The following is a 23152-nucleotide window of genomic DNA, read 5'->3' on the forward strand; positions in this document are numbered from 1 at the left end:
ACACTCTAGTTCTGAAGTTTTCTGAAGTTTCTGGTCGGAGCGATCGCTCTTCCTCGCCCATGCGCCGTGACTCCCTCTTTTACCAACTGTTTGCCCAGCTACCCCAAACTCTCTTTGACCTTTTGGGCAGAGACACCCCTCAGGGGTATCGTTTTGACTCCGTGGAACTCAAGCAAACGGCCTTTCGCATGGATGGCGTCTTCGTGCCCCCTGACCCCTCGGGAATAGTCTATTTTTGTGAAGTGCAGTTTCAGCGGGACAACACCTTTTATGAACGCTTCTTTGCGGAAATCTTTCTCTATTTGCGGCTGTATCGCCACACCTTTTCTGACTGGCAAGCGGTGGTGATTTATCCCCATCGTCAAGCAGAACAAGTGTCCTTTGACCCCTATGAGGTGTTGGTGAATAGTCATCGCCTGCATCGGGTCTATTTGAATGAACTGGGGTCACTTGAGGCGTTGCCATTGAGCCTAGCGCTGATGCAACTCACCGTGCTAACCGAAGCAGAGATGCCGACAGCAGCACGGTTGCTGGCAGAGCGCACTCGCACAGAGGCAGTGCCAAAGCCAGAAGTCATAATAGAGTTAATCACCACCATTGTGTTGTACAAGTTTACGGAGCTGAGTCGGGAGGAGGTGCTGCGCATGCTGGGGTTTACGACGGAAGAGTTGAAGCGGACGCGGTTTTATCGGGACGTCTATGCTGAGGCACGGGAAGAGGGGTTACAAGAGGGGCGAGCACAAGGGCGAGAAGAAGGACGAGAAGAGGGACGGCAACAAGGGCTACAGCAAGGCGAAGCAGCCGTTGTCCTGCGGCAGTTAAGGCGGCGGTTTGGTAGTGTGCCCAATGACCTTGAAGAACGGATTCGTCAGCTCTCTCCCGATCAAATCGAAGCGTTGGCAGAAGCACTTCTAGACTTCACTGACCTAGAGGCAGTGTTTGCGTGGCTAAATCGCTCTTCCTAGCCCATGCACCGCGACTCCCTCTTTTACCAACTGTTTGCCCAGCTACCCCAAACCCTCTTCGACCTTTTGGGCAGAGAAGCGCCGCAGGGGTATCGTTTTGACTCCGTGGAACTCAAGCAAACGGCCTTTCGCATTGATGGCGTCTTCGTGCCCCCTGACCCCTCGGGAATAGTCTATTTTTGTGAAGTGCAGTTTCAGCGGGACAACACCTTTTATGAACGCTTCTTTGCGGAAATCTTTCTCTATTTGCGGCTGTATCGCCACACCTTTTCTGACTGGCAAGCGGTGGTGATTTATCCCCATCGTCAAGCAGAACAAGTGTCCTTTGACCCCTATGAGGTGTTGGTGAATAGTCATCGCCTGCGTCGGGTCTATTTGAATGAACTGGGGTCACTTGAGGCGTTGCCATTGAGCCTAGCGCTGATGCAGCTCACAGTGTTACCTGAAGCAGAAATGCCGACAGCAGCACGGTTGCTGGCAGAACGCACTCGCATAGAGGCGGTTCCAAGGCCAGAAGTCATAATGGAGTTGATCACCACCATTGTGTTGTACAAATTCACCAAGCTGAGTCGCGAGGAGGTGCTGCGCATGCTGGGGTTTACCACTGAGGAACTAAAGCGGACGCGGTTTTATCAAGAGGTTTATGCTGAGGCGCGAGAGGATGGATTACAGCAGGGATTACAGCAGGGATTGCAACAGGGACTGCAACAAGGATTGCAACAAGGATTGCAACAAGGATTGCAGCAAGGATTGCAACAAGGACTGCAGCAAGGATTGCAACAAGGATTGCAACAAGGATTGCAACAAGGGCTACAGCAAGGCGAAGCAGCCGTTGTCCTGCGGCAGTTAAGGCGGCGGTTTGGCAGTGTGCCCAATGACCTTGAAGAACGGATTCGTCAGCTCTCTCCCGATCAAATCGAAGCGTTGGCAGAAGCACTTCTAGACTTCACTGACCTAGAGGCAGTGTTTGCGTGGCTAAATCGCTCTTCCTAGCCCATGCACCGCGACTCCCTCTTTTACCAACTGTTTGCCCAGCTACCCCAAACCCTCTTCGACCTTTTGGGCAGAGAAGCGCCGCAGGGGTATCGTTTTGACTCCGTGGAACTCAAGCAAACGGCCTTTCGCATTGATGGCGTCTTCGTGCCCCCTGACCCCTCGGGAATAGTCTATTTTTGTGAAGTGCAGTTTCAGCGGGACAACACCTTTTATGAACGCTTCTTTGCGGAAATCTTTCTCTATTTGCGGCTGTATCGCCACACCTTTTCTGACTGGCAAGCGGTGGTGATTTATCCCCATCGTCAAGCAGAACAAGTGTCTTTTGACCCCTATGAGGTGTTGGTGAATAGTCATCGCCTGCATCGGGTCTATTTGAATGAACTGGGGTCACTTGAGGCGTTGCCATTGAGCCTAGCGCTGATGCAGCTCACAGTGTTACCTGAAGCAGAAATGCCGACAGCAGCACGGTTGCTGGCAGAGCGCACTCGCATAGAGGCGGTTCCAAGGCCAGAAGTCATAATGGAGTTGATCACCACCATTGTGTTGTACAAATTCACCAAGCTGAGTCGCGAGGAGGTGCTGCGCATGCTGGGGTTTACCACTGAGGAACTAAAGCGGACGCGGTTTTATCAAGAGGTTTATGCTGAGGCGCGAGAGGATGGATTACAGCAGGGATTACAGCAGGGATTGCAACAAGGACTGCAACAGGGATTGCAACAGGGACTGCAACAAGGATTGCAGCAAGGATTGCAACAAGGATTGCAACAAGGGCTACAGCAAGGCGAAGCAGCCGTTGTCCTACGGCAGTTAAGGCGGCGGTTTGGCAGTGTGCCCAATGACCTTGAAGAACGGATTCGTCAGCTCTCTCCCGATCAAATCGAAGCGTTGGCAGAAGCACTCCTAGACTTCACTGACCTAGAGGCAGTGTTTGATTGGCTCGATCACTCCGCCTAAGAATACTGCCTCGCGTGTTGATCTATTGGGTTGACATGCCCTAGACCCAAGAGGGGTAACATCGGCTGTTAAAATTTGTGATGGATTATCCATACGTGCAGCATTTTTGCCCTTAGGAGAGAACTGATTTGAGCGAAGCAGCCGTTGCCATTGTCACTGGTGCCTCACGGGGAATTGGTCGGGCGATCGCCCTCGAGCTGGCAAAAGCAGGAGCCACGGTAGTGGTTAACTACGCCCGTTCTGCTGAAGCTGCCCTTGAAGTGGTGCAAATGATTGAACAGCAAGGGGGAACAGCGATCGCGATTGCTGCCGATGTGTCTGTCCCTGAGCAGGTCGATACCCTTGTGGCCAAAACTGTGGACACCTATGGCCGCGTCGATGTGCTGGTCAACAATGCCGGCATTACCCGCGACACGCTGCTGCTGCGCATGAGCCTCGAGGATTGGCAGGCCGTGATTAACCTGAACCTGACGGGGGTCTTCCTGTGTACCCGTGCGGTGAGTAAACTGATGCTCAAGCAAAAGCGGGGACGAATTATCAACATTGCCTCTGTGGCCGGGCAAATGGGCAACCCTGGCCAAGCCAACTACAGTGCTGCCAAAGCAGGCGTGATTGGGTTTAGCAAAACTGTGGCCAAAGAACTCGCCAGTCGGGGCATTACCGTGAATGCCGTTGCCCCCGGTTTTATTGCCACTGAGATGACCGCTGGACTCAAGGCGGAGGACATTCTTAAATTCATTCCTCTAGGGCGGTATGGTGAACCCACAGAAGTGGCGGGGATGGTGCGCTTTTTGGCCTTGGATCCGGCAGCCGCTTACATTACGGGGCAAGTCTTCAATGTGGATGGTGGTATGGTGATGGCCTAGGCGCCTTGGAGTAGTGCAACAACCCATGACCGACGCGATTACCCTCCCCAGTCAATACGATCCCAAGCAAACCGAGGCCAAATGGCAACAGCTTTGGGAAAGCAGTGGTGTCTTTCACGCCGATCCCAACCACCCCGGCAAGCCCTATTGCATTGTCATTCCGCCTCCGAATGTCACCGGCAGTTTGCACATGGGGCACGCCTTTGAGCACGCCCTGATTGATGTGCTGATTCGCTATTACCGCATGATTGGTCGCAACGTTCTCTGGCTGCCGGGGACAGACCATGCCAGTATTGCTGTTAGCACGATTTTGGATCAACAGTTGCAGGCGGAGGGCACCAACCGCTTTGCCTTGGGACGAGAGGCCTATCTCCAGCGGGCTTGGGCGTGGAAGGAGTCATCGGGCAATACGATTGTCGGCCAAATTCGTCGCTTGGGACTATCGGTGGATTGGTCGCGCGAACGCTTCACCATGGACGAGGGGTTGTCGCGGGCGGTGCTGACCGCCTTTAATCGCCTCTATGAAGCAGGGCTGATCTATCGCGGTAAGTATTTGGTGAACTGGTGCCCCGCCAGTCAATCGGCAGTCTCGGATTTAGAAGTGGAAAACCGTGAAGTACAGGGGCATCTCTGGCATTTTCGCTATCCGCTGACGGATGGCTCAGGCTATTTGGAGGTGGCGACGACCCGGCCAGAAACGATGCTGGGAGATACAGCGGTGGCGGTTCACCCTGAGGACGATCGCTATCGCCATTTGATTGGCAAAACGCTGCGGCTTCCCCTGATGAATCGGGAAATTCCCATTATTGGCGATCCCTTAGTAGATCCGACCTTTGGCACCGGCTGTGTGAAAGTCACCCCAGCCCACGATTCCAATGATTTTGTCATGGGGCAACGCCATCACCTACCCATGATTAACCTGATGAATAAGGATGGCACCCTCAATGAGAATGCTGGCGAGTTTGCGGGTCTGGATCGCTTTGTGGCGCGTCAACAGGTGGTGGCTCGCCTAGAGGCAGAGGGCTTTTTGGTACGGGTGGAGGACTATAAACACACCGTTCCCTATAGCGATCGCGGCAAAGTGCCCATTGAACCGCTCCTCTCTACCCAATGGTTTGTGAAAATTCGTCCCCTCGCGGATGCCACCCTCAAGGCACTGGATAAAAAGCACTCCCCCCGCTTTATTCCCGATCGCTGGGCAAAGGTCTATCGCGATTGGCTGGTGAACTTACGGGATTGGTGTATTTCACGGCAACTGTGGTGGGGGCATCAAATTCCCGCTTGGTATGTGGTCAGTGAAACCGAGGGCGAAGTGCGCGATGACACGCCCTTTGTGGTGGCCATGGATGAGGCCGCTGCCCGCGCCAAGGCGATCGCCCAATTTGGCAAGGAGATTCAGCTCCAGCAGGATCAGGACGTACTGGATACGTGGTTTTCCTCTGGTCTATGGCCCTTTTCCACCTTGGGCTGGCCGGATGATACGCCAGATTATCACTGCTACTACCCTACTGCCACCTTGGTCACCGGCTTTGACATCATCTTTTTCTGGGTGGCGCGGATGACAATGATGGGGCAGTACTTCACCGGTAAAATCCCCTTCCGCGATGTCTATATCCACGGCTTGGTGCGGGACGAAAACAACAAAAAAATGTCCAAGTCTGCCAACAACGGCATTGACCCCTTGGTTTTAATTGAAAAATACGGCACCGATGCCCTGCGCTATAGCTTAGTCAAGGAAGTGGTGGGCGCCGGACAGGATATTCGCCTAGAGTACAACCGCAAAACCGATGAATCGGCAACCGTCGAAGCTGGCCGCAATTTTGCCAACAAGCTTTGGAATGCCTCTCGCTTTGTGCTGCTGAATCTAGAGGGGCAAACCCCCAGCCAGTTGGGGACACCGCGGCGGCGGGACTTGGCGGCTAGCGATCGCTGGATTCTCAGTCGCTACCACACGGCCATTCAAACCACCCGCGAACGCATTGAAAGCTATGGCCTTGGGGAGGCGGCCAAGGGACTCTACGAATTCATCTGGGGGGATTTTTGCGACTGGTACATTGAACTGGTGAAACCCCGTTTGCAAGGGGAAAACGCCAAAGCCAAGCGCACGGCGCAACAGGTGCTAGCTACGGTTCTCGATGGTATCCTGAAGCTGCTCCATCCTTTCATGCCCCACATTACAGAGGAAATTTGGCACACGCTGCATCAGGTGGGAGACAGGGAAGTTTTAGCGGTACAACCCTACCCGAAAGTGAATCGCCGCGCCATTGACCCTGACCTTGAAGCCCAATTTAGCCTTTTGATTGAAACCATCCGCACCCTGCGCAATCTGCGGGCAGAGGCGGGGATTAAGCCGGGGTTGTATATTACGGCCTTGATTGAGGCCAGTGCTGAGGAAGCACCGATCTTTGAGGCTGGGGCGACAGATATTCAACACCTAGCGCGTCTCGAGTCGCTAACCATTGGTACTGGACTGCAAATTCCGCAGCAGGTGTTTAGTGGTGTGGTTGGCAAAAGCGAGGTGCTCATTCCCCTAGCGGGGGTCGTAGATGTGGAGGCCTTGGTAACAAAACTCCAGAAGGAGGGCGATCGCCTGACCAAAGACATTCAATCTTTAACGGCTCGCCTCAACAACCCCAATTTTGTTAACAAAGCCCAACCAGAGGTGGTGGCTACGGCTCAGGCGCAATTGACCGCTGCCCAACAGCAACTCACGATTATTCAGCGCCGACTCCAATCCCTGAGTGCCGATGCCTAAACCCAATTCTGATCAGTAGAAAACGGCACCGCAAGCAGTCGAAGCCTATTTGCGCGATCGCTCGCCTCGTTAACATGCAATAAAAAGCAATAAAAAATAGGGGGGTGTTTCCCCCCTGAAATGGACTGAGAAAATCTCAGCCTTAGTAGCGATAGCCGCCGTAGCCGCTGTTGGCCTGATTGGGCTTGTAGACAATAAAGCCCATCACTTGGCACTGCTTGATATTGTCAAAGGCCACCACCCGGACGAAGCAGTTGGGATATTCCGAGCGGCACTGCTGCACCTCGTTGAGCACCTCTTGGGCATTGGTGCAGTTAAACAGGGGCAGCTTCCACATCGTCCAGTAGTGAATCTCAGCATCAGAGGTTTCGTTGAACTCTACGCAGGGGTGGTAACCCTGATCAATGGCGTACTGGATTTGGCGAGCAATTTGGGCGTCACTGAGGGGAGGCAGGTAGGAGAAGGTTTCGTAACGACGCTCTTTGGGCAGTGTTTTCATAGGTTCCTCAATTGGTTCACAGTCAACAAATTATTCAGGGGTTTCTGGGTTGCTGCTCTCAACATTGGCTTCCGACACTTGGGTCATTCGCTCCAGTTGTTGACAGCGTTGTTGCAAATTGGCCTGCTGGATGCCCGCACGTAGCATTTCTGGCAGGTAGTCTGCCACCATTTCCGCAAGATGTTCGCGTACCGTGAGGATGCGAAAACCGAGATCGGGCTGTTCGCGAAAGAGGGCTTCCAAGTAGCGTTCACCGTCTTGGATACTTTCTTGACTCGTGAACTGGTGTAGCCAGAGCGATCGCGGTGGATCGGTTTCGGCCAGTTGCCCAATCACGGTTCGCACGGCCTGATAGGTGAGATAACTCATCAGGGTTTTGGTGGTTTGCTTCGCAATGTGCTTGACATCCATAGACCTACGGGGAAATCGTTGCCGTAGCTCCGATTGAACCCCAACTGCACCACCTAGATCGTGTCTTGCGCTTCAAACTCGAACTTGATTTCTTTCCAGAGTTCGCAGGCAGCAGCCAGTTCTGGACTCCAGCGAGCGGCTTCGCGGATGATGTCGCTGCCTTCGCGCATCAGGTCACGACCTTCGTTGCGGGCTTGGATGCAGGCTTCAAGGGCGACCCGGTTCGCAGTTGCCCCCGGTGCATTCCCCCAAGGGTGACCAAGTGTGCCGCCCCCAAATTGCAGCACAGAATCATCACCAAAAATGTCCACCAGTGCGGGCATGTGCCAGACGTGAATGCCACCAGAAGCCACCGCCATCACTCCTGGCATCGAGGCCCAGTCTTGGGTGAAGTAAATGCCACGAGAGCGATCCTGCTCAATGTAGTTTTCCCGCAACAGATCGATAAAACCAAGGGTGATGGCTTTATCCCCTTCCAGCTTACCGACAACGGTACCGGTGTGGATGTGGTCACCACCAGACATCCGCAAGCACTTGGCCAAGACCCGGAAGTGGATGCCGTGGTTTTTCTGACGGTCAATCACAGCGTGCATAGCGCGGTGAATGTGCAGTAGCATGCCATTGTCACGGCACCATTTGGCCAAGGTAGTGTTGGCAGTGAACCCCGCGGTCAGGAAGTCATGCATGATGATGGGCATTTCCAGTTCTTTGGCAAACTCTGCCCGCTTCAGCATTTCCTCGCAAGTGGGAGCGGTTACGTTGAGATAGTGGCCTTTGATTTCGCCAGTTTCAGCCTGGGCTTTGTGAATGGCATCGGCGACAAACAGGAAGCGATCGCGCCAGCGTTGGAAAGGCTGGGAGTTGATGTTTTCGTCATCTTTGGTGAAGTCCAGACCACCGCGCAGACATTCATAAACGGCACGGCCATAGTTTTTCGCCGACAGACCCAGTTTCGGCTTAATGGTGCAGCCCAAGAGGGGACGACCGTATTTATTCAATTTGTCGCGTTCCACTTGAATCCCGTGGGGTGGCCCTTGGAAGGTTTTCAGGTAAGCCACAGGAATCCGCAGGTCTTCAAGGCGCAGCGCTTTGAGGGCTTTGAAACCAAACACGTTCCCCACAATGGAGGTCAGCATGTTGGTGACCGAGCCTTCTTCAAAGAGATCCAGCGGGTAGGCAATGTAGGCGATGAACTGATTATCTTCACCCGGCAGGGGCTCGATGTCGTAGCAGCGACCTTTGTAGCGATCCAAGTCGGTCAGCAGGTCGGTCCACACGGTGGTCCATGTCCCTGTCGAGGATTCGGCGGCAACGGCGGCAGCAGCTTCTTCAAAGGGCACGCCCGGCTGCGGGGTCACACGAAAGGCCGCTAGAATATCAGTGTCTTTGGGGGTGTAATCCGGGGTGTAATAGGTCAGGCGGTAATCTTTTACCCCTGCCTGATACCCAGCTTTCTGGGATTTAGATTGCGTGTAGGCCATAGACATTTTTCCTCTTTAACAGCTACTGTGCCAAGTAGAGCAATCTCTACGGGCAACCTTTGCAATGGGTAGTGTGAACGCTACGATTCCCCGAAAATGGGGCAAAATTGAGCAATGCAAAACTCAGCGAGAGGATGCAACCATCCGCAAGCCTGTGATATGGTCGTAGGTCTTATGCTTAGCATCAGCTTAGTTGATACCCAATGCAATAACTTTTGCTTTGGAGATTCTTAATTATTCTATAGGTTTGGGTTATCAATCTTTAGAGTTGTTTATGGGTTTCTAATCAGAGGCGCATAACTATAGTCTTCTCTCTATTCAAAAATGATTGAGGATTATCCGAAATCAATTGAATGGCACTCATGGGGGGCGATCGCTCTATTGTTTTTGCAAAAAAGGGGGTGGAATTTCTATGAGTCCGATCATTCAATGGTATCCCGGCCACATTGCCAAGGCCGAACGTGCCCTCAAGGAACAACTGAAGCAGGTGGATGTGATCTTAGAAGTGCGGGATGCGCGGATTCCCTTGGCCAGTTGCCATCCCCAAATTCGGCAGTGGGCCAGTGGCAAGCAACGCCTCTTAGTGCTCAATGGCATGGACAGGATTAGCGATCGCGATCACCAAGAGTGGCTCACTTGGTTTGAGACCCAAGGAGAAACCGTCTTTTTCACCAATGCGCAGCGGGGGGAAGGCATTTACCGCCTCCAACAGGCGACGGTGCAGGCAGGGGCTGTCATGAATCAACGCCGCCAACAGCGGGGCATGCAAGTAAGAGCCGTGCGGGCTGTGGTTCTGGGATTTCCCAATGTGGGCAAATCTGCCTTGATCAATCGCCTTTTGCAGCAGCGGGTGGTCGAGAGTGCCGCTCGGCCGGGGGTGACGCGGCAACTGCGTTGGGTGCGTTTGTCCCCCACCTTGGAACTCTTGGATGCGCCGGGGGTGTTGCCCATGAATTTCAAGAACCAAGACGCTGCGGTGAAACTAGCCATTTGCGATGACATTGGCCAAGCTGCCTACGATCCTTGTCGGGTGGCGCCGATTCTTGTTGAGCTACTGCACCAGTTGGGACAGACCGATCGCCTCAGCGATCGCTATGGTCTAGCCGTCACCGACACGGGTGAAACCTATCTTCATGATCTCGCCACTCGCCGCTACCACGGCGACTTGGAACGGGCGGCTCGTCAACTTTTGCAAGACTATCGCCGCGGTTACTTGGGGGCGATCGCCCTTGAGCATCCCCCTTTACAAAATAGCATGTAAGTATTTAGTATGTAGGTATTTCTGCAATTTTAATTGCTGTGCCATGAAAACACTGATGATTACTGTGGGCAACCGACAGGTGGGCTGGCGGTGCAAGGATGGTATTGTGCGCAATTTTGGAGCTGATGGTGATCCTGCCTGTAAGGGGGATGCGCCACCTCACCTGAGTGAGTTGTACGCGGAATTTGGCATCGAACGGGGTTTTCATGATCCTGAGGCAAAGCACCGCCACAACGTGCGCTATTTAAGTGAAATCGTTTATCGGCATTGTCAAGCCAAGAATGACTTTTCACCCGTGGTTTTGCTGCTGGATGAGCAAATCTTGGCGGAGCACTATGCCACGCCAACGGAAACCGCAGACGTGATTCTCTGGGGAACGGATCAGCCAGAATCGGTCGGTTGGCAATTTTACGCCATGGATACTTGTTGGCTGGCGCAGTTGATGGCAGGGGCAATTCAGCAGCGCTATCCCCACCTCAACGTCACGGTTTGGAACTGTCCAGTTGATGTGAATCAGAGGCAAGCCCTGTGGGACTTCACGGAAAAGCAGTTAGAGCAATATATTGAGCGTTTGCCAGAGAACGCGGCTGGCAATTGGCAGTTGCAAATTCAAACAAAGGGGTCTGTCCCTCAAATGGCAGATGCTTTGAACATGATTGCAGCAGTTCTCATGCGTCAGTATCCCGTTTGCAAAATTATCCCAACAGAGCCAAAACCGTTCTTTGATCCAAGCAATCAGTCTGCTCGCAGTGCTGAATCTTTTGAAGTGGTCTCTTTAGGTGAGATCTTTTGGCCCCTAGAGCGCCAGCGGATTGCCACAGCATGGAAACGGGGCGACTTTACGGCTGCAAAGGCACTCCTTGAAGCCCATCGCGATCGCTATGAAGCGCTCTATCACTTGGCCGATCGCCTTGCCTTAGCAAAAAACTGGAGTATTCAAGATTTTCTCAAGGGAATTCAGGGGCAACGCTGGCTGGATCAAGGGTCTACGAGAGCAGTGACTGACAAAGCTCAACGGCAGCAGTGGTGCAAGGCAACAGTCACTCGCTGTCCCAATAATGAAACGGCCACCAGCAAGTTCTTGAAAATTTGGGAATTTGAGCTATTGATTGATCTGAGCTTGCAGCAGGCGAACTATACCCTCGCCTTTATGCAATTTGCCCAGATGCTTGAACGGCTCCTGTTTTGGCGATGCGAACAGGAAGATTGGCGCACGCAGGGGCACTTAGGTGAGGAATTTTTGCAGGAGGGCAACTATCGTGCTCCGACATTGGGGGTGCTGTGGCAAGCCTGGGCAAAAGCGGAGCAGCGATCGGACGGTGATGACCTTGTTAAAAAGCTGAAGACAGTCAATGAATATCGCAATGGCGTTGTTCACCGCAATCGAGCGATCACTCGTCAAAAGCTAACCGCGTTAGCCGACGTTTCAGAAGAGGCCTCCCTAAGTGAAATTCATCAAGGGCTGTTAAAGGTGCTCTCCTCCCTTGTCAATCTGGAACATATGCCTGAGCAAGGGGTGGCGCGATCGCTCTACGAGTGGGGACTAGAGCAACTGAAGTAATCCCAATCCCAGCCTAAGCAGCAATCTCCACCCCAAAGACCTCTTGGAAGACTTTGCCCACCTTGTAGCCGGAGTCAATGGACTCGAGGGGATCCTTGCGCAGGCGGTGGCGCAGACAGAGGACAATCACCCGCGCAATATCCTCAACGGTAACATCCGTGCGTCCCTCAAAGGCGGCTAGCGCCTTGGCCGCGCGGTTAGTAACAATGTCTCCCCGCAGGCCATCCACATCTAGCTCGGCACAGACTTGGGAAATTTTCACCCGCAGTTCGTAGTCAATTGTGACACTCGGCAAGAGGGCTTGGGCAGCAACTAGCTTGGCTTGCAGCGCTTCCTGTTGGGCTTGGTATTTGGCCAAAAAGGCTGCGGGGTTTTGATCAAATTGCGATCGCTGTTCCACTATTTCCACCCGCAGGGTTGGATCCTTGACGGTGCGAATTTCAGCGTGCATGCCAAAGCGATCCAGCAGTTGCGGTCGCAGTTCCCCTTCTTCAGGGTTACCAGAGCCGACCAAGACAAAGCGTGCCGGGTGACGAATTGAAATGCCTTCGCGCTCAACGGTATTCCAGCCGGAGGCAGCGGCATCGAGCAGCACATCCACTAGGTGATCATCCAGCAGGTTCACCTCATCCACATAGAGAATGCCGCGATTGGCCTTAGCCAAGAGTCCAGGCTCAAAGGCTTTGACCCCCTCCGCTAGGGCTTTTTCAATATCAATGGTGCCGCAAACCCGATCCTCAGTTGCCCCCAAGGGCAGATCCACCATCGGCACTTTTTTCTTAATGGTGTGAAGGGGTTCACCCGCCGCCACCGCCACCTTCACTGCGTCGCTCATCAAATCTGGATCGCTGGGGTGACTATTAAAGGGATCATCGGCCACCACCTCAATTTCCGGCAGCAGATCCGCGAGGGCGCGAATGGTGGTTGATTTGCCCGTGCCGCGATCGCCCATGATCATCACCCCACCAATTTTGGGGTCAATGACATTGAGCAACAATGACAGTTTCATTTCGTCTTGACCGACAATTGCCGTAAAGGGAAAAACAGGCCGACGAGGGACAGCAGTCGCAGTCACAGGCATCACATCGCAAAAACAGCATTGATTATTGTGCCACATTGGGCTTGCGCTGCCACAGCAAAATTTTTCCGCAAAATCCTAGCCCTAGGTGGAGGAACTGTGATACCCTAAGTAGGGACAATTAAGGAGCTTAAGCGCTCTCATTGCTTTTGCTCTGCGACATCCATGCAGGTTCTCAATTAGCAACAATCGCTGTGAACCCATCCAGTCATTTTACACCACTAATAAAGGCGGAGACTTTGCGTACCATTGCGGGACGTAGGCCTCAGTTGCGAGCGGTTTCTCACGCCCGACTGTCCATTTTTCAATTGTGTTGTTTTTAAGCTGCCTAAGGGAGGTTTCTTTATGTCCGTGCGTTTATATGTGGGCAATCTGCCGCGTGAACTGAGCCGCGAAGAGCTAGAAGCCCTATTTAACCAAGAAGTGGGCGAAGTAGGCACCACTAAACTGATTACCGATCGCAAGACTGGTAAGTGCCGCGGTTTCGGCTTTGTCACCGTTGAATCCGAGGAAGTGGCGGATCAGGTGATTGAGAAACTCAACGGCTACACCTTTAAGGACAATCCCCTCAAGATTGAGAAGGCCAACGACAAGCCGAAATCTGAAGCTAAGGAAAAAGAAGAAGCAGTGGCTGAAAAAGCCACTCCCAGCAACCGCAATAATCGCAAAAATAATAAAAACAATGGGCGGCGTACCCAAGCCAATTCGGCGCCGGCTGAATATAGCTCCATGGATACGGAAGCTGCTCAACCGGATCCCCGCTGGGCAGATGCCCTAGCACAGCTTAAGGAACGACTCCTTGCCCAAAGCAGCAACGCTTAAAGGTTTTAGGCAGTTTCTATGACGGCGGATCCCTGGCCATTTGTGACCCCGGGTATCCCCGATGGTCTCTTTGAGCGCTTACCAGGTATTCCCCTCACCCAACGGGAAACGCGATTATTGATGCTCTCCTATTTGCGCCTTGAGCCGGACTCTTGTCTTTGGGATGTGGGCGCGGGCACGGGTACGATCGCTGTTGAGGCGGCACGCTTGGCAAAGCGGGGACAGGTGATTGCCGTTGAACGAGACGAGGAAGTGGTTGATCTGATCCAGCGCAATTGCGATCGCTTTGGCGTCAAGAATGTGCAGATTGTTGCCGGTTCCGCTCCAGATTGCTTTCCCCAGTTATGTCGCACACCGCAGCGCATTTGTCTCGAGGGGGGGCGCCCGATTAAGGAAGTTTTGCTGCAAGCGTGGGAGTATCTTGCGCCCGGTGGTCGCTTGGTGGCGATCGCCAGCAGTTTAGAAAATCTCTATGCCCTCTCTGAAGGGTTTGCGACAGTCCAAGCCCGCAGCCTAGAGGTGGTGCAATCAGTGATCAATCGTCTGGAAACGCGGGGCGGCCACCAAATTTTTGCAGCAGTGGAACCGATCTTTATTCTCAGTGGCGAGAAAATTTCCTAATGGGCAGCGGGCAACTGTGGGTGGTGGGTACCCCCATTGGCAATCTTGAGGATATAAGCGCTCGTGCCCTGCGCATTCTCAAGGCGGTGGATCTCATTGCTGCGGAGGATACACGCCACACCGGCCGCCTGTTACAGCATTTTGGCATTACCACACCCCAAATCAGTCTCCATGAGCACAATACCCAACAGCGCGTGCCCCAGCTGCTTCAGCGCCTAGAGGCGGGTCAACAGATTGCCTTGGTTAGCGATGCAGGGTTACCGGGGGTGTCGGATCCCGGTTATGAATTGATCACGGCCTGTATTGCCGCAGCCATTCCGGTCACACCGATTCCCGGCGCGAATGCTGCCTTAACAGCCTTGATGGCCGCAGGATTACCGATGAATCGCTTTTGTTTTGAAGGGTTTTTGCCGACCAAGGGGCGCGATCGCCAGCAGCGATTAGCAGCACTGCAACAGGAAACGCGCACAATTCTTCTCTACGAAGCCCCCCATCGCTTGCTGCAAACGGTAACAGAGTTATGTCAAATCTTGGGGAACGATCGCCCCCTCGTCCTCGCCCGCGAACTCACAAAGCGCCACGAAGAATTTTGGCGGGGAACCCTCGGCACTGCCTGCACTTATCTACAGGAGCATCCCCCCCGTGGCGAATACACACTGGTTTTAGGCGGTGCCCCTGAACACTCTGTGGCCGTGAATCCCAATCATCTCGCGGACGAATTAGCGACACTTCTCAGCCAAGGCCTTTCTCTTACCCAAGCCAGCCGTCAACTGGCAGATCTCACAGGGCTTTCACGGCGCGACATCTATCAACTGGGACTCCAGCTCAAACAGGCATCCCCTTAACTTTCTCCCTCAAGGGCGACGGCAACCCATCCACAAATTGGGGATAGACGGGGAGTCGTGGCACTAATTCCCATCCCCACGCCTGTAATTGTTCCCTCAATGCTGCCACATTGGTGTGGGGATAGTCGGGATTGACGTGATCCAAGGGAACGATGCCCCCCAAATCGCGAGCGCCCGCGTTTAGGCACGCCCGAAAGACCTCTGGATCTGTGACCAGATTCGCAGGAATTTGAATCGTGATGTCTTCAGGCAAGAGCGATCGCGCCCAGTGTACCACGTTCGGTAATTGCCTCAGATCAAAGGGGGGCAACGCTGCTTCCTGTTGCTGGCCGGGACTGTGGGGCTGCAAAATCACCTCCTGAATATGTCCCCACCGCCGATGACACTCAGCAATGGCCGTGAGCGTTTCTGCCCAATCCTGCGGCTCTTCACCAATGCCCAAGAGCAAGCCCGTAGTGAAGGGAATGCCCAATTCCCCAGCCTGTTCCAGTTGGTGTAAACGCAGTTGCGGATCCTTGCTAGGGGCATGGCGATGGACGCTTTGCAACAACTTCGGTGTTAATTGCTCTAGCATCAGTCCCATCGAGACATTCACCGCCTTGAGAGCGGCCATTTCTGCTCGATTGAGGGGACCCGCATTGGTATGGGGCAGAAATCCCTGATCCAAGGCTAAGGCGGCTAGATCATAGAGACGCTCTAACCATTGGGAACGCTGGGGACTGTTGGGGGTAACTTCGCCACTGAGAATCAAAATTTCTCGCACCTGTTGGGGGTCAAGCCCTGCCAACTGTTGAGCCGCCGCCTCTAAACTCAACCAACCACTCGTGCCAATATCCTGACGGAAGTTGCAGTAGGTACAGCGATTAAAACACTCGTACGTCGGTACAAGAGTAAAAGCTGGACTATAGGTGATGGTGCGATCATCGCTCATGGAGACTCACGAAAAAGTGCTCTTATCTCAGCACCCCTGCGTTCAAGGAGATAATTTCTCAATAACGGGCGATCGCGAACACGTAGAGGGCATGGCCTGCCAATAACGTTAACCACACCAGCGTTACCGTTGGCATAAAGGGTACTGCCGTGGGTTGCACCTGATGCCAAAACCAGCCACCAGAGTTAAAAGCAGCAAAAAGGGCAACATGAACCGCAAAATTCATGCGATCGTCCAAACGGCGATAGCTCGGATCACGGCGATCGGGCTTACGGGGCCAACGGGGAGGCATATAGAGGGTACCTAAATCACTTCCAGCTCGTCGGGGTGCAAATGGGCAATGAACTTGGGACTAAACCGCACCTGAATCGGGTAGTTGGGACTAATGGGACGGCCCTGCCAGTCGCTGAGAATGGCGAAAATCTCCCCTTCCATGCCCTGAATGTCAAAGGGTTCGTTACGGTGATCGGGATGGTGATAGACAATGGTGGGGGTCTTAACGCGCACTCGCAGACCGACACTTAAAGCTTGTTGCTCCATAACACTCATTCGTTTCTTGCTCTCCTCGACTGGCAGGGGTTTTGTTTTTATCGTCGCATACGGATCGGCAAGGGCGATCGCCCTAGGACAATTGAACATCAATTGTTACCATTGCCGCCCGACCTCTGTCAGTTGGCAGAGGAGATCATCGGATGACCGAGGGAGTTGCCATTGGCGCTTATTGTCATTGGTGGCATGAGGAGTAGAGAGCGCACTTGATGGCGTTTTTCGGGGCTGAGGTATTCCTGCTGGACGGAGCGCCAAGTTTGCCACTGGCGTGTTTGCTCAAGGGCAATCATTTCTGCAAGGCAAGGAGAGGCTTGGCGAAGATTGAGTCCAAGTTGGGTACGGAAAAAGTCATGGAGGACAACGCCATCGTGAAGTGTGCCTAGGAGTTCTTGCAACTGAGCAAAGGCATCTACCTGTTCAGTGAAGGTGTCTCCATAGACACTGCTAAAGAGTTCCATTTGGTAGCGTACCCGCTTGGTTTGCTTGCGTAGATCGTGGAGATCTTCACCCGCTGTTTGCAGCCACTGGGGCGGGTTACTCACCGCAAGGAAAAGGGGGCGATCGCCCTGCCATTCAATCGCCACTTGCCACCCCGGATGCAGCAACAGTTGACACACCAAGGGCAACAAAATATCTGGGGCAATCAGTTCCGTCGGTAAGTTGGCAATCTCACGATATTGAGGGGCAGCTAGCCATTCTTCTAGCCCCTGTTGCAATTTGCGATAGCGATCGCTGCGCAGCAATTGAAGGGCTTTTTGTAGCAGTTCTGTCCGTTGCTTTTCGAGTTTTTTGATCAGTTTTGCCAGTTGTTGTTGCTCAGGGCGAGGTAGGTGAGGGTAATACTGCTCCTTGAGCGCCAGCATCATCACATCCAAATCCCGTACGGGACTGAGGCTGCCGGCGATCGCCCGTACCCGCTGAATGGAGACTCCCTTGGGCAAACGTACGGTATTACAAAAGACCTCCAGAGCCGTTCGCAGGCGGCGCAAGCCCACCCGCATCTGGTGAATTGCCTCAACATCGCGATCGCGAATCACCCCCGGCTCGTGTTTGCTAATTTTGCGGTAGTACTTTTCAAAAGCGGCGTACGCGATATGCCCTAGGGTTTCCATAAGACCCCCTCCCTGCTCAACGCCTAAAGGAATACCACTATTAAATTAACGTTTATTAACCAAGGTTACTTTTATCTTAATTTTAACTTAACCATAGTTGTGGCTGAATCATGGCTCAGCAAAAAAAGCCCCGCTCGATCAGAACGGGGATCAGTGAAATCAGTGAAGTCATTCAGTAAGAGCGGAACAAAAAATTGGGAAACTTAGGCAGCCGCTAGATTTTTAGCAACAAAGTCCCAGTTCACCAGTTGGTTGAGGAAGTTATCAATGAAGTCTGGACGGCGGTTTTGGTAGTCGAGATAGTAGGCGTGCTCCCAAACATCAATCGTCAGGAGGGGCACTTGACCGTGAACCAAGGGGTTTTCGGCATTGGGGGTTTTGGTCACTTTCAGCGTACCCGCTTCGAGCACCAGCCATGCCCAACCGCTACCAAATTGGGTCGCCGCTGCATTTTTGAACTGGGACTTGAACTCGTCGTAGCTCCCAAAGGCACTGTTGATCCGGGCGGCCACATCACCCGTAGGAGCGCCACCGCCACCGGGCTTGAGGCTATTCCAGAAGAAGGTGTGATTCCACACTTGAGCCGCATTGTTGAAGATGCCCACCTTGGCAGCATCGCCATAGGTCATGCGAATGACATCTTCAAGGGATTTGTCAGCGAGTTCCGTATCTTGAGTCAGTTTATTGAGGTTATCCACGTAGGCTTTATGGTGCTTGCCATAGTGAAATTCAAAGGTTTTTGCAGACATCCCATAGGGTTCAAGGGCGCCCGGATCAAAGGGAAGGGGTTCTTGTACAAATGCCATAGTGCTCAATACCTCTCTAAAGGTGATGCAGGTTTAGGCTACTAGAGATCAGTCATCGCCAAAAGGCACCTAGCAGCAGTGCCCATCGCCTAATTAACAATTCGCAATAATTATATCATCCTCCTTTCCGCTTCAGAAAAGAGCTGTCTCGCAGCATGATATGTTCAGAGGGGTTCTTGGGTCTTGGGTTCTATGGTTGCTTCTGTCCTTCGCCTAGATCAGGTTTTGATTCCTGAGGATGCCCCGATTCGCTTTGGTACCGATGGCTGGCGCGGCATCATTGGCGCTGAGTTTACCTTTAACCGTCTGCTGCGGGCAGCCAAGGCAGCGGCGGCAGTGCTCCATCAAACCTATGGCAAGGGCACAACGCCTCGGATCATTGTGGGCTACGATCGCCGGTTTTTAGCGGAACAGTTTGCCGCAGCCGTTGCCCAATTACTGGCGAGCCAAGGCTATGAGGTGTGGCTTTCAAATTGTGCGGCACCGACCCCCGCCTTTAGTTGGGCCGTCAAAGCAGAGGGAGCCATTGGCGGCTTGGTAATGACGGCAAGTCACAATCCCGGTATCTATGCGGGACTGAAGGTGAAGGGCGCCTTTGGTGGCTCCGTACCCACGACCGTCACCCAAGCCATTGAAGCGCAGTTAGCTCAGGGAGAGCCGCCACCCGTGGGTGAGGCCAAAACAGACTATCAAGTCTTTGATCCGTGGCCCAGCTATTGTGCGGCCTTGCGCACTCATGTTGATCCAAGCCCCATTCGTGAGGCGATCGCCAGCGGTAAGCTGCGGATCTGTGCCGATGTTATGCATGGGGTGGCCGCAGGAGGGCTAGAGCGCTTGTTGGATTTAGCGATACCAGAGTTTCGGCGCGATCGCGATCCCCTCTTTGGGGGAGGTGCTCCTGAACCCATTGGCCGTTATTTAACTGCAACCCAAGAGCAACTGCGGCAACAACACAGTGCCACCCCAACAGTGTGTTTCGTCTTTGATGGTGATGCCGATCGCCTAGCAGTCATTGATGGCGAGGGGGTGCTGTACACTGCCCAAGAAATTATTCCCATCTTGATTGATCATCTGGCACAACACAGTAGCTACCGAGGGGCCGTGATCAAATCCATTAGCAGTTCTGATCTAGTGGCGCGAGTGTCCGCCCACCATGGTTTAGCGGTGATTGAAACGCCCATTGGCTTTAAGTACATTGGCGATCGCATGCTGGCAGGGGAAGCTGTCCTCTTGGGCGGTGAAGAATCAGGGGGAATTGGCTATGGCCATCATCTTCCTGAACGAGATGCCTTACTCTCAGCACTGTACCTACTACAAGCCCTAGTGACATCTGGCTTGAGCGTAGGGGAATACTATCAACAGTTGCAGGCAACCACGAACTTTTACAGTGCCTACGATCGCGTTGATCTCACCCTCGCGTCCTTAGCGCAGCGACAACAACTAGAAGCAATCCTAGCAGCGCATCCCTTCACCCAGATTTTGGATAGCCCCGTGAGCCACTGGGAGAGCATTGACGGCTACAAGTTTCATCTGGCCGATGGCGGTTGGTTACTGATTCGCTTTAGCGGCACCGAACCCCTGCTGCGCCTCTACTGCCAAGGGAAAACGCCTGAACAGGTGCAGCGCATTTTAGACTGGGCAAGTCAATGGGCAGTTGCAGTGGCTAGCTAATCGTTAAAAAAACAATCGTAATGGACAACGCATCATGCCACTAGACCCATCCAGCCCAAATTCCGCTGCCACCAGTGCCCGTTCGCCCCTTTCCCTATGGACAAAACTTGCCTTTGGCGCCGGTGATCTCGGAACCGCCATCACTGCCAATTTACAGGTGTTTTTCCTGATGGTGTTCTTGACCAATGTGGCTGGCCTCAATGCGGGCTTGGCAGGCAGTGTGTTGATGATTGGCAAAATCTGGGATGCCATCAATGATCCGATCATCGGCTACCTCAGCGATCGCACCCCTGTGGGCAAGTGGGGACGCCGCCACATCTGGATGATCCTAGCAGCCCTTCCCTTTGGCATTTGCTTTTTCTTGAACTGGTGGGTACCAACGACGGATCAAGGGTTGCTCTTTGGCTACTACGTTCTCATGGGTCTCCTCTTTAACACGTTTTACACCGCAGTCAACCTACCCTACAGTGCCCTAACACCAGAACTGACAGAAGACTACAACGAACGCACTAGTCTGAATAGTTTTCGCTTTGCCTTTTCCATTGGCGGCAGTATTGGCTCACTCCTATTGGCGCAAATTCTCTTCCAAGTCATTAAGGAACCCAAAACTCAGTACATTGTCCTGGGGGGCATTGCCGCTGTATTATCTGTGTTGCCCATCTATTGGTGTGTCTGGGGCACACGGGGACGGGTACGGGAGTTTGAACGGCATACCCCCAGCAGTGGCCAAAGTCCTTTACCCTTGAAGACGCAACTGCGGTTGGTCTTTAGCAATCGGCCCTTCCTATTCGTGATGGGCATTTACCTCTGTTCTTGGCTAGCGGTGCAAATTACTGCCTCGCTGATTCCCTTTTTTATTGGCGATTGGTTGCAAATGTCCCCCGCTGAATATACGCAAGTGGCGCTGGCGGTGCAATCGACGGCGATGATCATGCTTTTTGTTTGGAGTGCCGTGAGTCGGCGTATTGGCAAGAAGGCGGTCTATTACATGGGCATGGCACTGTGGATGATTGCCCAAGCTGGCTTGTTTTTATTGCAGCCGGGACAAACAACGCTGGTCTATATCTGCGCGATTCTGGCGGGGTTTGGGGTTTCAACGGCCTACCTTGTCCCTTGGTCAATGATTCCCGATGTGATTGATCTCGATGAACTCAACAGTGGCCAACGGCGGGAGGGGATCTTCTATGCCTTTATGGTGCTACTGCAAAAAATTGGTCTTGCCTTGGGGCTATTTCTCGTCGGTCAGGCCTTGCAGTGGGCAGGCTACCTCTCCAGCGTTGCCGGTGAACCGCGCCCCGTTCAGCCCCCCTCGGCACTGTTGGCAATCCGCATTGCCATTGGACCGCTACCAACCTTTTTTCTCATTATTGGCATTGTTTTAGCCTACCTCTATCCCATTACGCAAGCGGTACACCAAGAGATTCTCTTAAGGCTGCACGCTAAACGGCAAGGAGAGGCTAGTGCATGAAGGGCTGGTACGTGGGCGATCGCGCTTTTGTGTGGGGAGAGCGCACCTACATCATGGGGATCTTAAATATCACCCCCGACAGTTTTAGCGATGGCGGTGACTTTTTTAATCCCGCCAGTGCCGTTGCCCATGCCCTTGAGATGGTGGCGGCAGGGGTTGATGTCATTGATATCGGCGGTGAGTCCACCCGTCCGGGCGCCAGTGAAGTGCCCATTAGTGCTGAGTTAGCGCGGGTGTTGCCCGTGATTGAGGGCATCCGTCAGCAGTCGCAGATTCCCATTTCCATTGATACCACCCATGCGGTGGTTGCCCGCGCAGCCGTCGAAGCCGGTGCCAATATTGTCAACGATGTCTCAGGCGGGCAGGCGGATCCGGAAATGTTTGCCACGGTAGCGGCATTGGGGGTGCCCTATATCCTCATGCATCGGCGGGGAACGCCAGCCACCATGCAGCAATTAACGGACTACGAGGATTTGATTGGCGATTTGCTTCGCTATTTTCAGGAACAAACGCAGCGGGCAGTTGCCAGCGGCATTCTCCCCGAGCATCTGATGATTGATCCCGGTATTGGCTTTGCCAAAACCACGCCCCAGAATCTCACCCTTTTACGAGAACTGCGGCAATTTCACAGCCTTGGCTATCCTCTCCTGCTGGGGCCATCGCGCAAACGCTTTATTGGTGATATCCTGAACCTGCCCAATCCTAAAGACCGGGTTTGGGGTACCGCAGCGGTCTGCTGTCATGCCATTGCCCAAGGGGTCGAGATGGTGCGTGTCCACGATGTGGCGGCAATGGTGCAGGTGTGTCGGATGGCCGATGTGCTCTGGCGATCGCCCTAGAGGGACTCAAACCACTTCAGGAGACCAATGGCTATCAGAAACAGACTGGCAGCGCCTTCTAAGTAGGGCGTAAAGTGCAGAGGGGCTTGTTCCCGTAGTTGCTGCCCCAACCAAAAGCCACTGCCAATGCAGACCCAACTGGTTACTGTACTCGCTATCACAGCACTAGCGATCGGTAACTGTGCCAAACCCGCAGCTACCCCTGTGGCAAAGTTCGTCAGGGTCAAGGCTAAACCCAACAGCAGCGACTGGTAGAGCGTGAAGTCATAGGCATAGTCAAGAATTGGTAATAAGTTCGGCTTTGTGGTTTTAGAGGGATGATTCAAGTTGAGCAAGACTCCCCCCAGTGCCGATGCCCCCATGACGATTAGCAAGCCACTGCCAAGCCGCTGTGTCCAAATCAACGGCACATACTGCTCTACCCACCCACCCAACTCCATGGCCAAAAAGGTACTGCTACCCGAAAGAGCCGCAATCAGGACATTCCCCAGCCAACTCATACGATAGCGGCGCAGACCATAGCTAACGGCCACGCTAAAGTTATCCATATTGGTGGCAAAACCAAAGAGTAGGGAGGCGATCGCGACTGGGAGCATTGGAACCTCTCAAGAATTCACCCTGAGCATAAGCGATTTCTAAGGACAAAGGCACCTGTTAATTA

At 53.4% G+C, this 23152-nt stretch carries 23 protein-coding genes; 13 read left to right on the top strand and 10 right to left on the bottom strand.

The window, feature by feature from the left end; all coding sequences use genetic code 11:
- The first annotated feature begins 59 nt into the window (after positions 1–59).
- The 5 genes from QYC28_RS07930 to QYC28_RS07950 all read left to right on the top strand — a co-directional run bounded on the left by QYC28_RS07930 (position 60) and on the right by QYC28_RS07950 (position 6536).
- Positions 60–965: an Rpn family recombination-promoting nuclease/putative transposase gene (locus QYC28_RS07930; RefSeq protein WP_302679268.1), complete on the top strand. Its 906-nt coding sequence runs from the start codon at positions 60–62 to the stop codon at positions 963–965.
- A 3-nt stretch (positions 966–968) separates the two neighbouring features.
- On the top strand, positions 969–1958 hold the full coding sequence (locus tag QYC28_RS07935; RefSeq protein ID WP_302679269.1) for an Rpn family recombination-promoting nuclease/putative transposase: 990 nt from the start codon (positions 969–971) through the stop codon (positions 1956–1958).
- A 3-nt stretch (positions 1959–1961) separates the two neighbouring features.
- Positions 1962–2915 (top strand): Rpn family recombination-promoting nuclease/putative transposase, encoded by a 954-nt coding sequence (locus tag QYC28_RS07940; protein WP_302679270.1) that lies wholly within the window; start codon positions 1962–1964, stop codon positions 2913–2915.
- 128 nt (positions 2916–3043) lie between these two features.
- A complete protein-coding gene (fabG, locus tag QYC28_RS07945; protein WP_286625256.1) occupies positions 3044–3781 on the top strand; it encodes a 3-oxoacyl-[acyl-carrier-protein] reductase in 738 nt (245 codons plus the stop codon).
- A gap of 25 nt (positions 3782–3806) precedes the next feature.
- Positions 3807–6536 (top strand): valine--tRNA ligase, encoded by a 2730-nt coding sequence (locus QYC28_RS07950; RefSeq protein WP_149819781.1) that lies wholly within the window; start codon positions 3807–3809, stop codon positions 6534–6536.
- Positions 6537–6678: 142 nt separating this feature from the next.
- Here QYC28_RS07950 and QYC28_RS07955 read toward each other — a convergent pair whose 3' ends face one another.
- Genes QYC28_RS07955 through QYC28_RS07965 form a run of 3 tightly spaced genes read right to left on the bottom strand, consistent with a single transcriptional unit; the run spans position 6679 to position 8927 of the window.
- Positions 6679–7035 carry a ribulose bisphosphate carboxylase small subunit gene (locus QYC28_RS07955; protein WP_149819783.1) on the bottom strand — a complete coding sequence of 119 codons (357 nt, stop codon included), beginning with the start codon at positions 7033–7035 and terminating at the stop codon, positions 6679–6681.
- A gap of 30 nt (positions 7036–7065) precedes the next feature.
- Positions 7066–7446, bottom strand: coding sequence for a RuBisCO chaperone RbcX (gene rcbX / locus QYC28_RS07960; RefSeq protein ID WP_149819785.1), 381 nt, complete (start codon positions 7444–7446; stop codon positions 7066–7068).
- Between the two features lie 53 nt (positions 7447–7499).
- Positions 7500–8927 carry a form I ribulose bisphosphate carboxylase large subunit gene (locus QYC28_RS07965; protein ID WP_149819787.1) on the bottom strand — a complete coding sequence of 476 codons (1428 nt, stop codon included), beginning with the start codon at positions 8925–8927 and terminating at the stop codon, positions 7500–7502.
- A 412-nt stretch (positions 8928–9339) separates the two neighbouring features.
- On the opposite strand from QYC28_RS07965, the gene ylqF reads away from it, so the two are divergent.
- Both ylqF and QYC28_RS07975 read left to right on the top strand, forming a co-directional pair.
- Positions 9340–10188 carry a ribosome biogenesis GTPase YlqF gene (ylqF, locus tag QYC28_RS07970; RefSeq protein WP_302679271.1) on the top strand — a complete coding sequence of 283 codons (849 nt, stop codon included), beginning with the start codon at positions 9340–9342 and terminating at the stop codon, positions 10186–10188.
- 43 nt (positions 10189–10231) lie between these two features.
- A complete protein-coding gene (locus tag QYC28_RS07975; protein ID WP_302679272.1) occupies positions 10232–11749 on the top strand; it encodes a hypothetical protein in 1518 nt (505 codons plus the stop codon).
- Between the two features lie 13 nt (positions 11750–11762).
- On the opposite strand, the gene bchI is transcribed toward QYC28_RS07975, so the two are convergent.
- Positions 11763–12830, bottom strand: coding sequence for a magnesium chelatase ATPase subunit I (bchI, locus tag QYC28_RS07980; protein ID WP_302679273.1), 1068 nt, complete (start codon positions 12828–12830; stop codon positions 11763–11765).
- A gap of 342 nt (positions 12831–13172) precedes the next feature.
- On the opposite strand from bchI, the gene QYC28_RS07985 reads away from it, so the two are divergent.
- The 3 genes from QYC28_RS07985 to rsmI are packed head-to-tail and all read left to right on the top strand — an operon-like array spanning position 13173 to position 15115.
- Entirely contained in the window at positions 13173–13649 is a 477-nt protein-coding gene (locus QYC28_RS07985; RefSeq protein ID WP_286649502.1) for an RNA-binding protein, read from the top strand.
- An 18-nt stretch (positions 13650–13667) separates the two neighbouring features.
- On the top strand, positions 13668–14270 hold the full coding sequence (cbiT, locus tag QYC28_RS07990) for a precorrin-6Y C5,15-methyltransferase subunit CbiT (protein WP_149819795.1): 603 nt from the start codon (positions 13668–13670) through the stop codon (positions 14268–14270).
- Positions 14270–15115, top strand: a complete 846-nt coding sequence (rsmI, locus tag QYC28_RS07995) for a 16S rRNA (cytidine(1402)-2'-O)-methyltransferase (protein WP_149819797.1) — start codon at positions 14270–14272, stop codon at positions 15113–15115. Before cbiT ends, rsmI begins: the two co-directional genes overlap by 1 nt.
- Here the strand turns inward: rsmI and cofG are convergent.
- The 5 genes from cofG to QYC28_RS08020 all read right to left on the bottom strand — a co-directional run bounded on the left by cofG (position 15096) and on the right by QYC28_RS08020 (position 18513).
- Positions 15096–16046, bottom strand: coding sequence for a 7,8-didemethyl-8-hydroxy-5-deazariboflavin synthase subunit CofG (gene cofG / locus QYC28_RS08000; RefSeq protein WP_302679274.1), 951 nt, complete (start codon positions 16044–16046; stop codon positions 15096–15098). The genes rsmI and cofG overlap by 20 nt on opposite strands.
- 58 nt (positions 16047–16104) lie before the next feature.
- The gene (locus QYC28_RS08005) at positions 16105–16338 is read right to left on the bottom strand and encodes a hypothetical protein (RefSeq protein WP_149819801.1); all 234 of its coding nucleotides are present in this window, start codon (positions 16336–16338) and stop codon (positions 16105–16107) included.
- Between the two features lie 11 nt (positions 16339–16349).
- A complete protein-coding gene (locus QYC28_RS08010) occupies positions 16350–16595 on the bottom strand; it encodes a ferredoxin-thioredoxin reductase variable chain (protein ID WP_149819803.1) in 246 nt (81 codons plus the stop codon).
- 119 nt (positions 16596–16714) lie between these two features.
- Positions 16715–17707 carry a CHAD domain-containing protein gene (locus tag QYC28_RS08015; protein ID WP_206200371.1) on the bottom strand — a complete coding sequence of 331 codons (993 nt, stop codon included), beginning with the start codon at positions 17705–17707 and terminating at the stop codon, positions 16715–16717.
- A 203-nt stretch (positions 17708–17910) separates the two neighbouring features.
- Entirely contained in the window at positions 17911–18513 is a 603-nt protein-coding gene (locus QYC28_RS08020; RefSeq protein WP_149819807.1) for a superoxide dismutase, read from the bottom strand.
- A 192-nt stretch (positions 18514–18705) separates the two neighbouring features.
- Between QYC28_RS08020 and QYC28_RS08025 the strand changes: the two genes are divergently transcribed.
- The 3 genes from QYC28_RS08025 to folP are packed head-to-tail and all read left to right on the top strand — an operon-like array spanning position 18706 to position 22491.
- Entirely contained in the window at positions 18706–20184 is a 1479-nt protein-coding gene (locus QYC28_RS08025; protein WP_302679275.1) for a phosphoglucomutase/phosphomannomutase family protein, read from the top strand.
- A 34-nt stretch (positions 20185–20218) separates the two neighbouring features.
- A complete protein-coding gene (locus tag QYC28_RS08030; protein ID WP_149819812.1) occupies positions 20219–21652 on the top strand; it encodes an MFS transporter in 1434 nt (477 codons plus the stop codon).
- Entirely contained in the window at positions 21649–22491 is an 843-nt protein-coding gene (gene folP, locus QYC28_RS08035; protein WP_149819814.1) for a dihydropteroate synthase, read from the top strand. The genes QYC28_RS08030 and folP overlap by 4 nt, the downstream gene beginning before the upstream one ends.
- Here the strand turns inward: folP and QYC28_RS08040 are convergent.
- Entirely contained in the window at positions 22488–23087 is a 600-nt protein-coding gene (locus QYC28_RS08040) for a hypothetical protein (RefSeq protein WP_302679276.1), read from the bottom strand. The genes folP and QYC28_RS08040 overlap by 4 nt on opposite strands.
- Positions 23088–23152 lie beyond the last annotated feature (65 nt).

The organism is Thermosynechococcus sp. HY596, from assembly GCF_030518715.1.
GTDB lineage: Bacteria > Cyanobacteriota > Cyanobacteriia > Thermosynechococcales > Thermosynechococcaceae > Thermosynechococcus.

Excerpts from the sequence above, each read along its gene's own strand:
- QYC28_RS07930 (WP_302679268.1), top strand. The coding sequence starts at position 60 with ATGCGCCGTGACTCCCTCTTTTACCAACTGTTTGCCCAGCTACCCCAA.
- QYC28_RS07935 (WP_302679269.1), top strand. The coding sequence starts at position 969 with ATGCACCGCGACTCCCTCTTTTACCAACTGTTTGCCCAGCTACCCCAA.
- QYC28_RS07940 (WP_302679270.1), top strand. The coding sequence starts at position 1,962 with ATGCACCGCGACTCCCTCTTTTACCAACTGTTTGCCCAGCTACCCCAA.
- QYC28_RS07950 (WP_149819781.1), top strand. The coding sequence starts at position 3,807 with ATGACCGACGCGATTACCCTCCCCAGTCAATACGATCCCAAGCAAACC.
- QYC28_RS07955 (WP_149819783.1), bottom strand. The coding sequence starts at position 7,035 with ATGAAAACACTGCCCAAAGAGCGTCGTTACGAAACCTTCTCCTACCTG.
- rcbX (WP_149819785.1), bottom strand. The coding sequence starts at position 7,446 with ATGGATGTCAAGCACATTGCGAAGCAAACCACCAAAACCCTGATGAGT.
- QYC28_RS07965 (WP_149819787.1), bottom strand. The coding sequence starts at position 8,927 with ATGGCCTACACGCAATCTAAATCCCAGAAAGCTGGGTATCAGGCAGGG.
- ylqF (WP_302679271.1), top strand. The coding sequence starts at position 9,340 with ATGAGTCCGATCATTCAATGGTATCCCGGCCACATTGCCAAGGCCGAA.
- QYC28_RS07975 (WP_302679272.1), top strand. The coding sequence starts at position 10,232 with ATGAAAACACTGATGATTACTGTGGGCAACCGACAGGTGGGCTGGCGG.
- bchI (WP_302679273.1), bottom strand. The coding sequence starts at position 12,830 with ATGCCTGTGACTGCGACTGCTGTCCCTCGTCGGCCTGTTTTTCCCTTT.
- QYC28_RS07985 (WP_286649502.1), top strand. The coding sequence starts at position 13,173 with ATGTCCGTGCGTTTATATGTGGGCAATCTGCCGCGTGAACTGAGCCGC.
- cbiT (WP_149819795.1), top strand. The coding sequence starts at position 13,668 with ATGACGGCGGATCCCTGGCCATTTGTGACCCCGGGTATCCCCGATGGT.
- rsmI (WP_149819797.1), top strand. The coding sequence starts at position 14,270 with ATGGGCAGCGGGCAACTGTGGGTGGTGGGTACCCCCATTGGCAATCTT.
- cofG (WP_302679274.1), bottom strand. The coding sequence starts at position 16,046 with ATGAGCGATGATCGCACCATCACCTATAGTCCAGCTTTTACTCTTGTA.
- QYC28_RS08005 (WP_149819801.1), bottom strand. The coding sequence starts at position 16,338 with ATGCCTCCCCGTTGGCCCCGTAAGCCCGATCGCCGTGATCCGAGCTAT.
- QYC28_RS08010 (WP_149819803.1), bottom strand. The coding sequence starts at position 16,595 with ATGAGTGTTATGGAGCAACAAGCTTTAAGTGTCGGTCTGCGAGTGCGC.
- QYC28_RS08015 (WP_206200371.1), bottom strand. The coding sequence starts at position 17,707 with ATGGAAACCCTAGGGCATATCGCGTACGCCGCTTTTGAAAAGTACTAC.
- QYC28_RS08020 (WP_149819807.1), bottom strand. The coding sequence starts at position 18,513 with ATGGCATTTGTACAAGAACCCCTTCCCTTTGATCCGGGCGCCCTTGAA.
- QYC28_RS08025 (WP_302679275.1), top strand. The coding sequence starts at position 18,706 with ATGGTTGCTTCTGTCCTTCGCCTAGATCAGGTTTTGATTCCTGAGGAT.
- QYC28_RS08030 (WP_149819812.1), top strand. The coding sequence starts at position 20,219 with ATGCCACTAGACCCATCCAGCCCAAATTCCGCTGCCACCAGTGCCCGT.
- folP (WP_149819814.1), top strand. The coding sequence starts at position 21,649 with ATGAAGGGCTGGTACGTGGGCGATCGCGCTTTTGTGTGGGGAGAGCGC.
- QYC28_RS08040 (WP_302679276.1), bottom strand. The coding sequence starts at position 23,087 with ATGCTCCCAGTCGCGATCGCCTCCCTACTCTTTGGTTTTGCCACCAAT.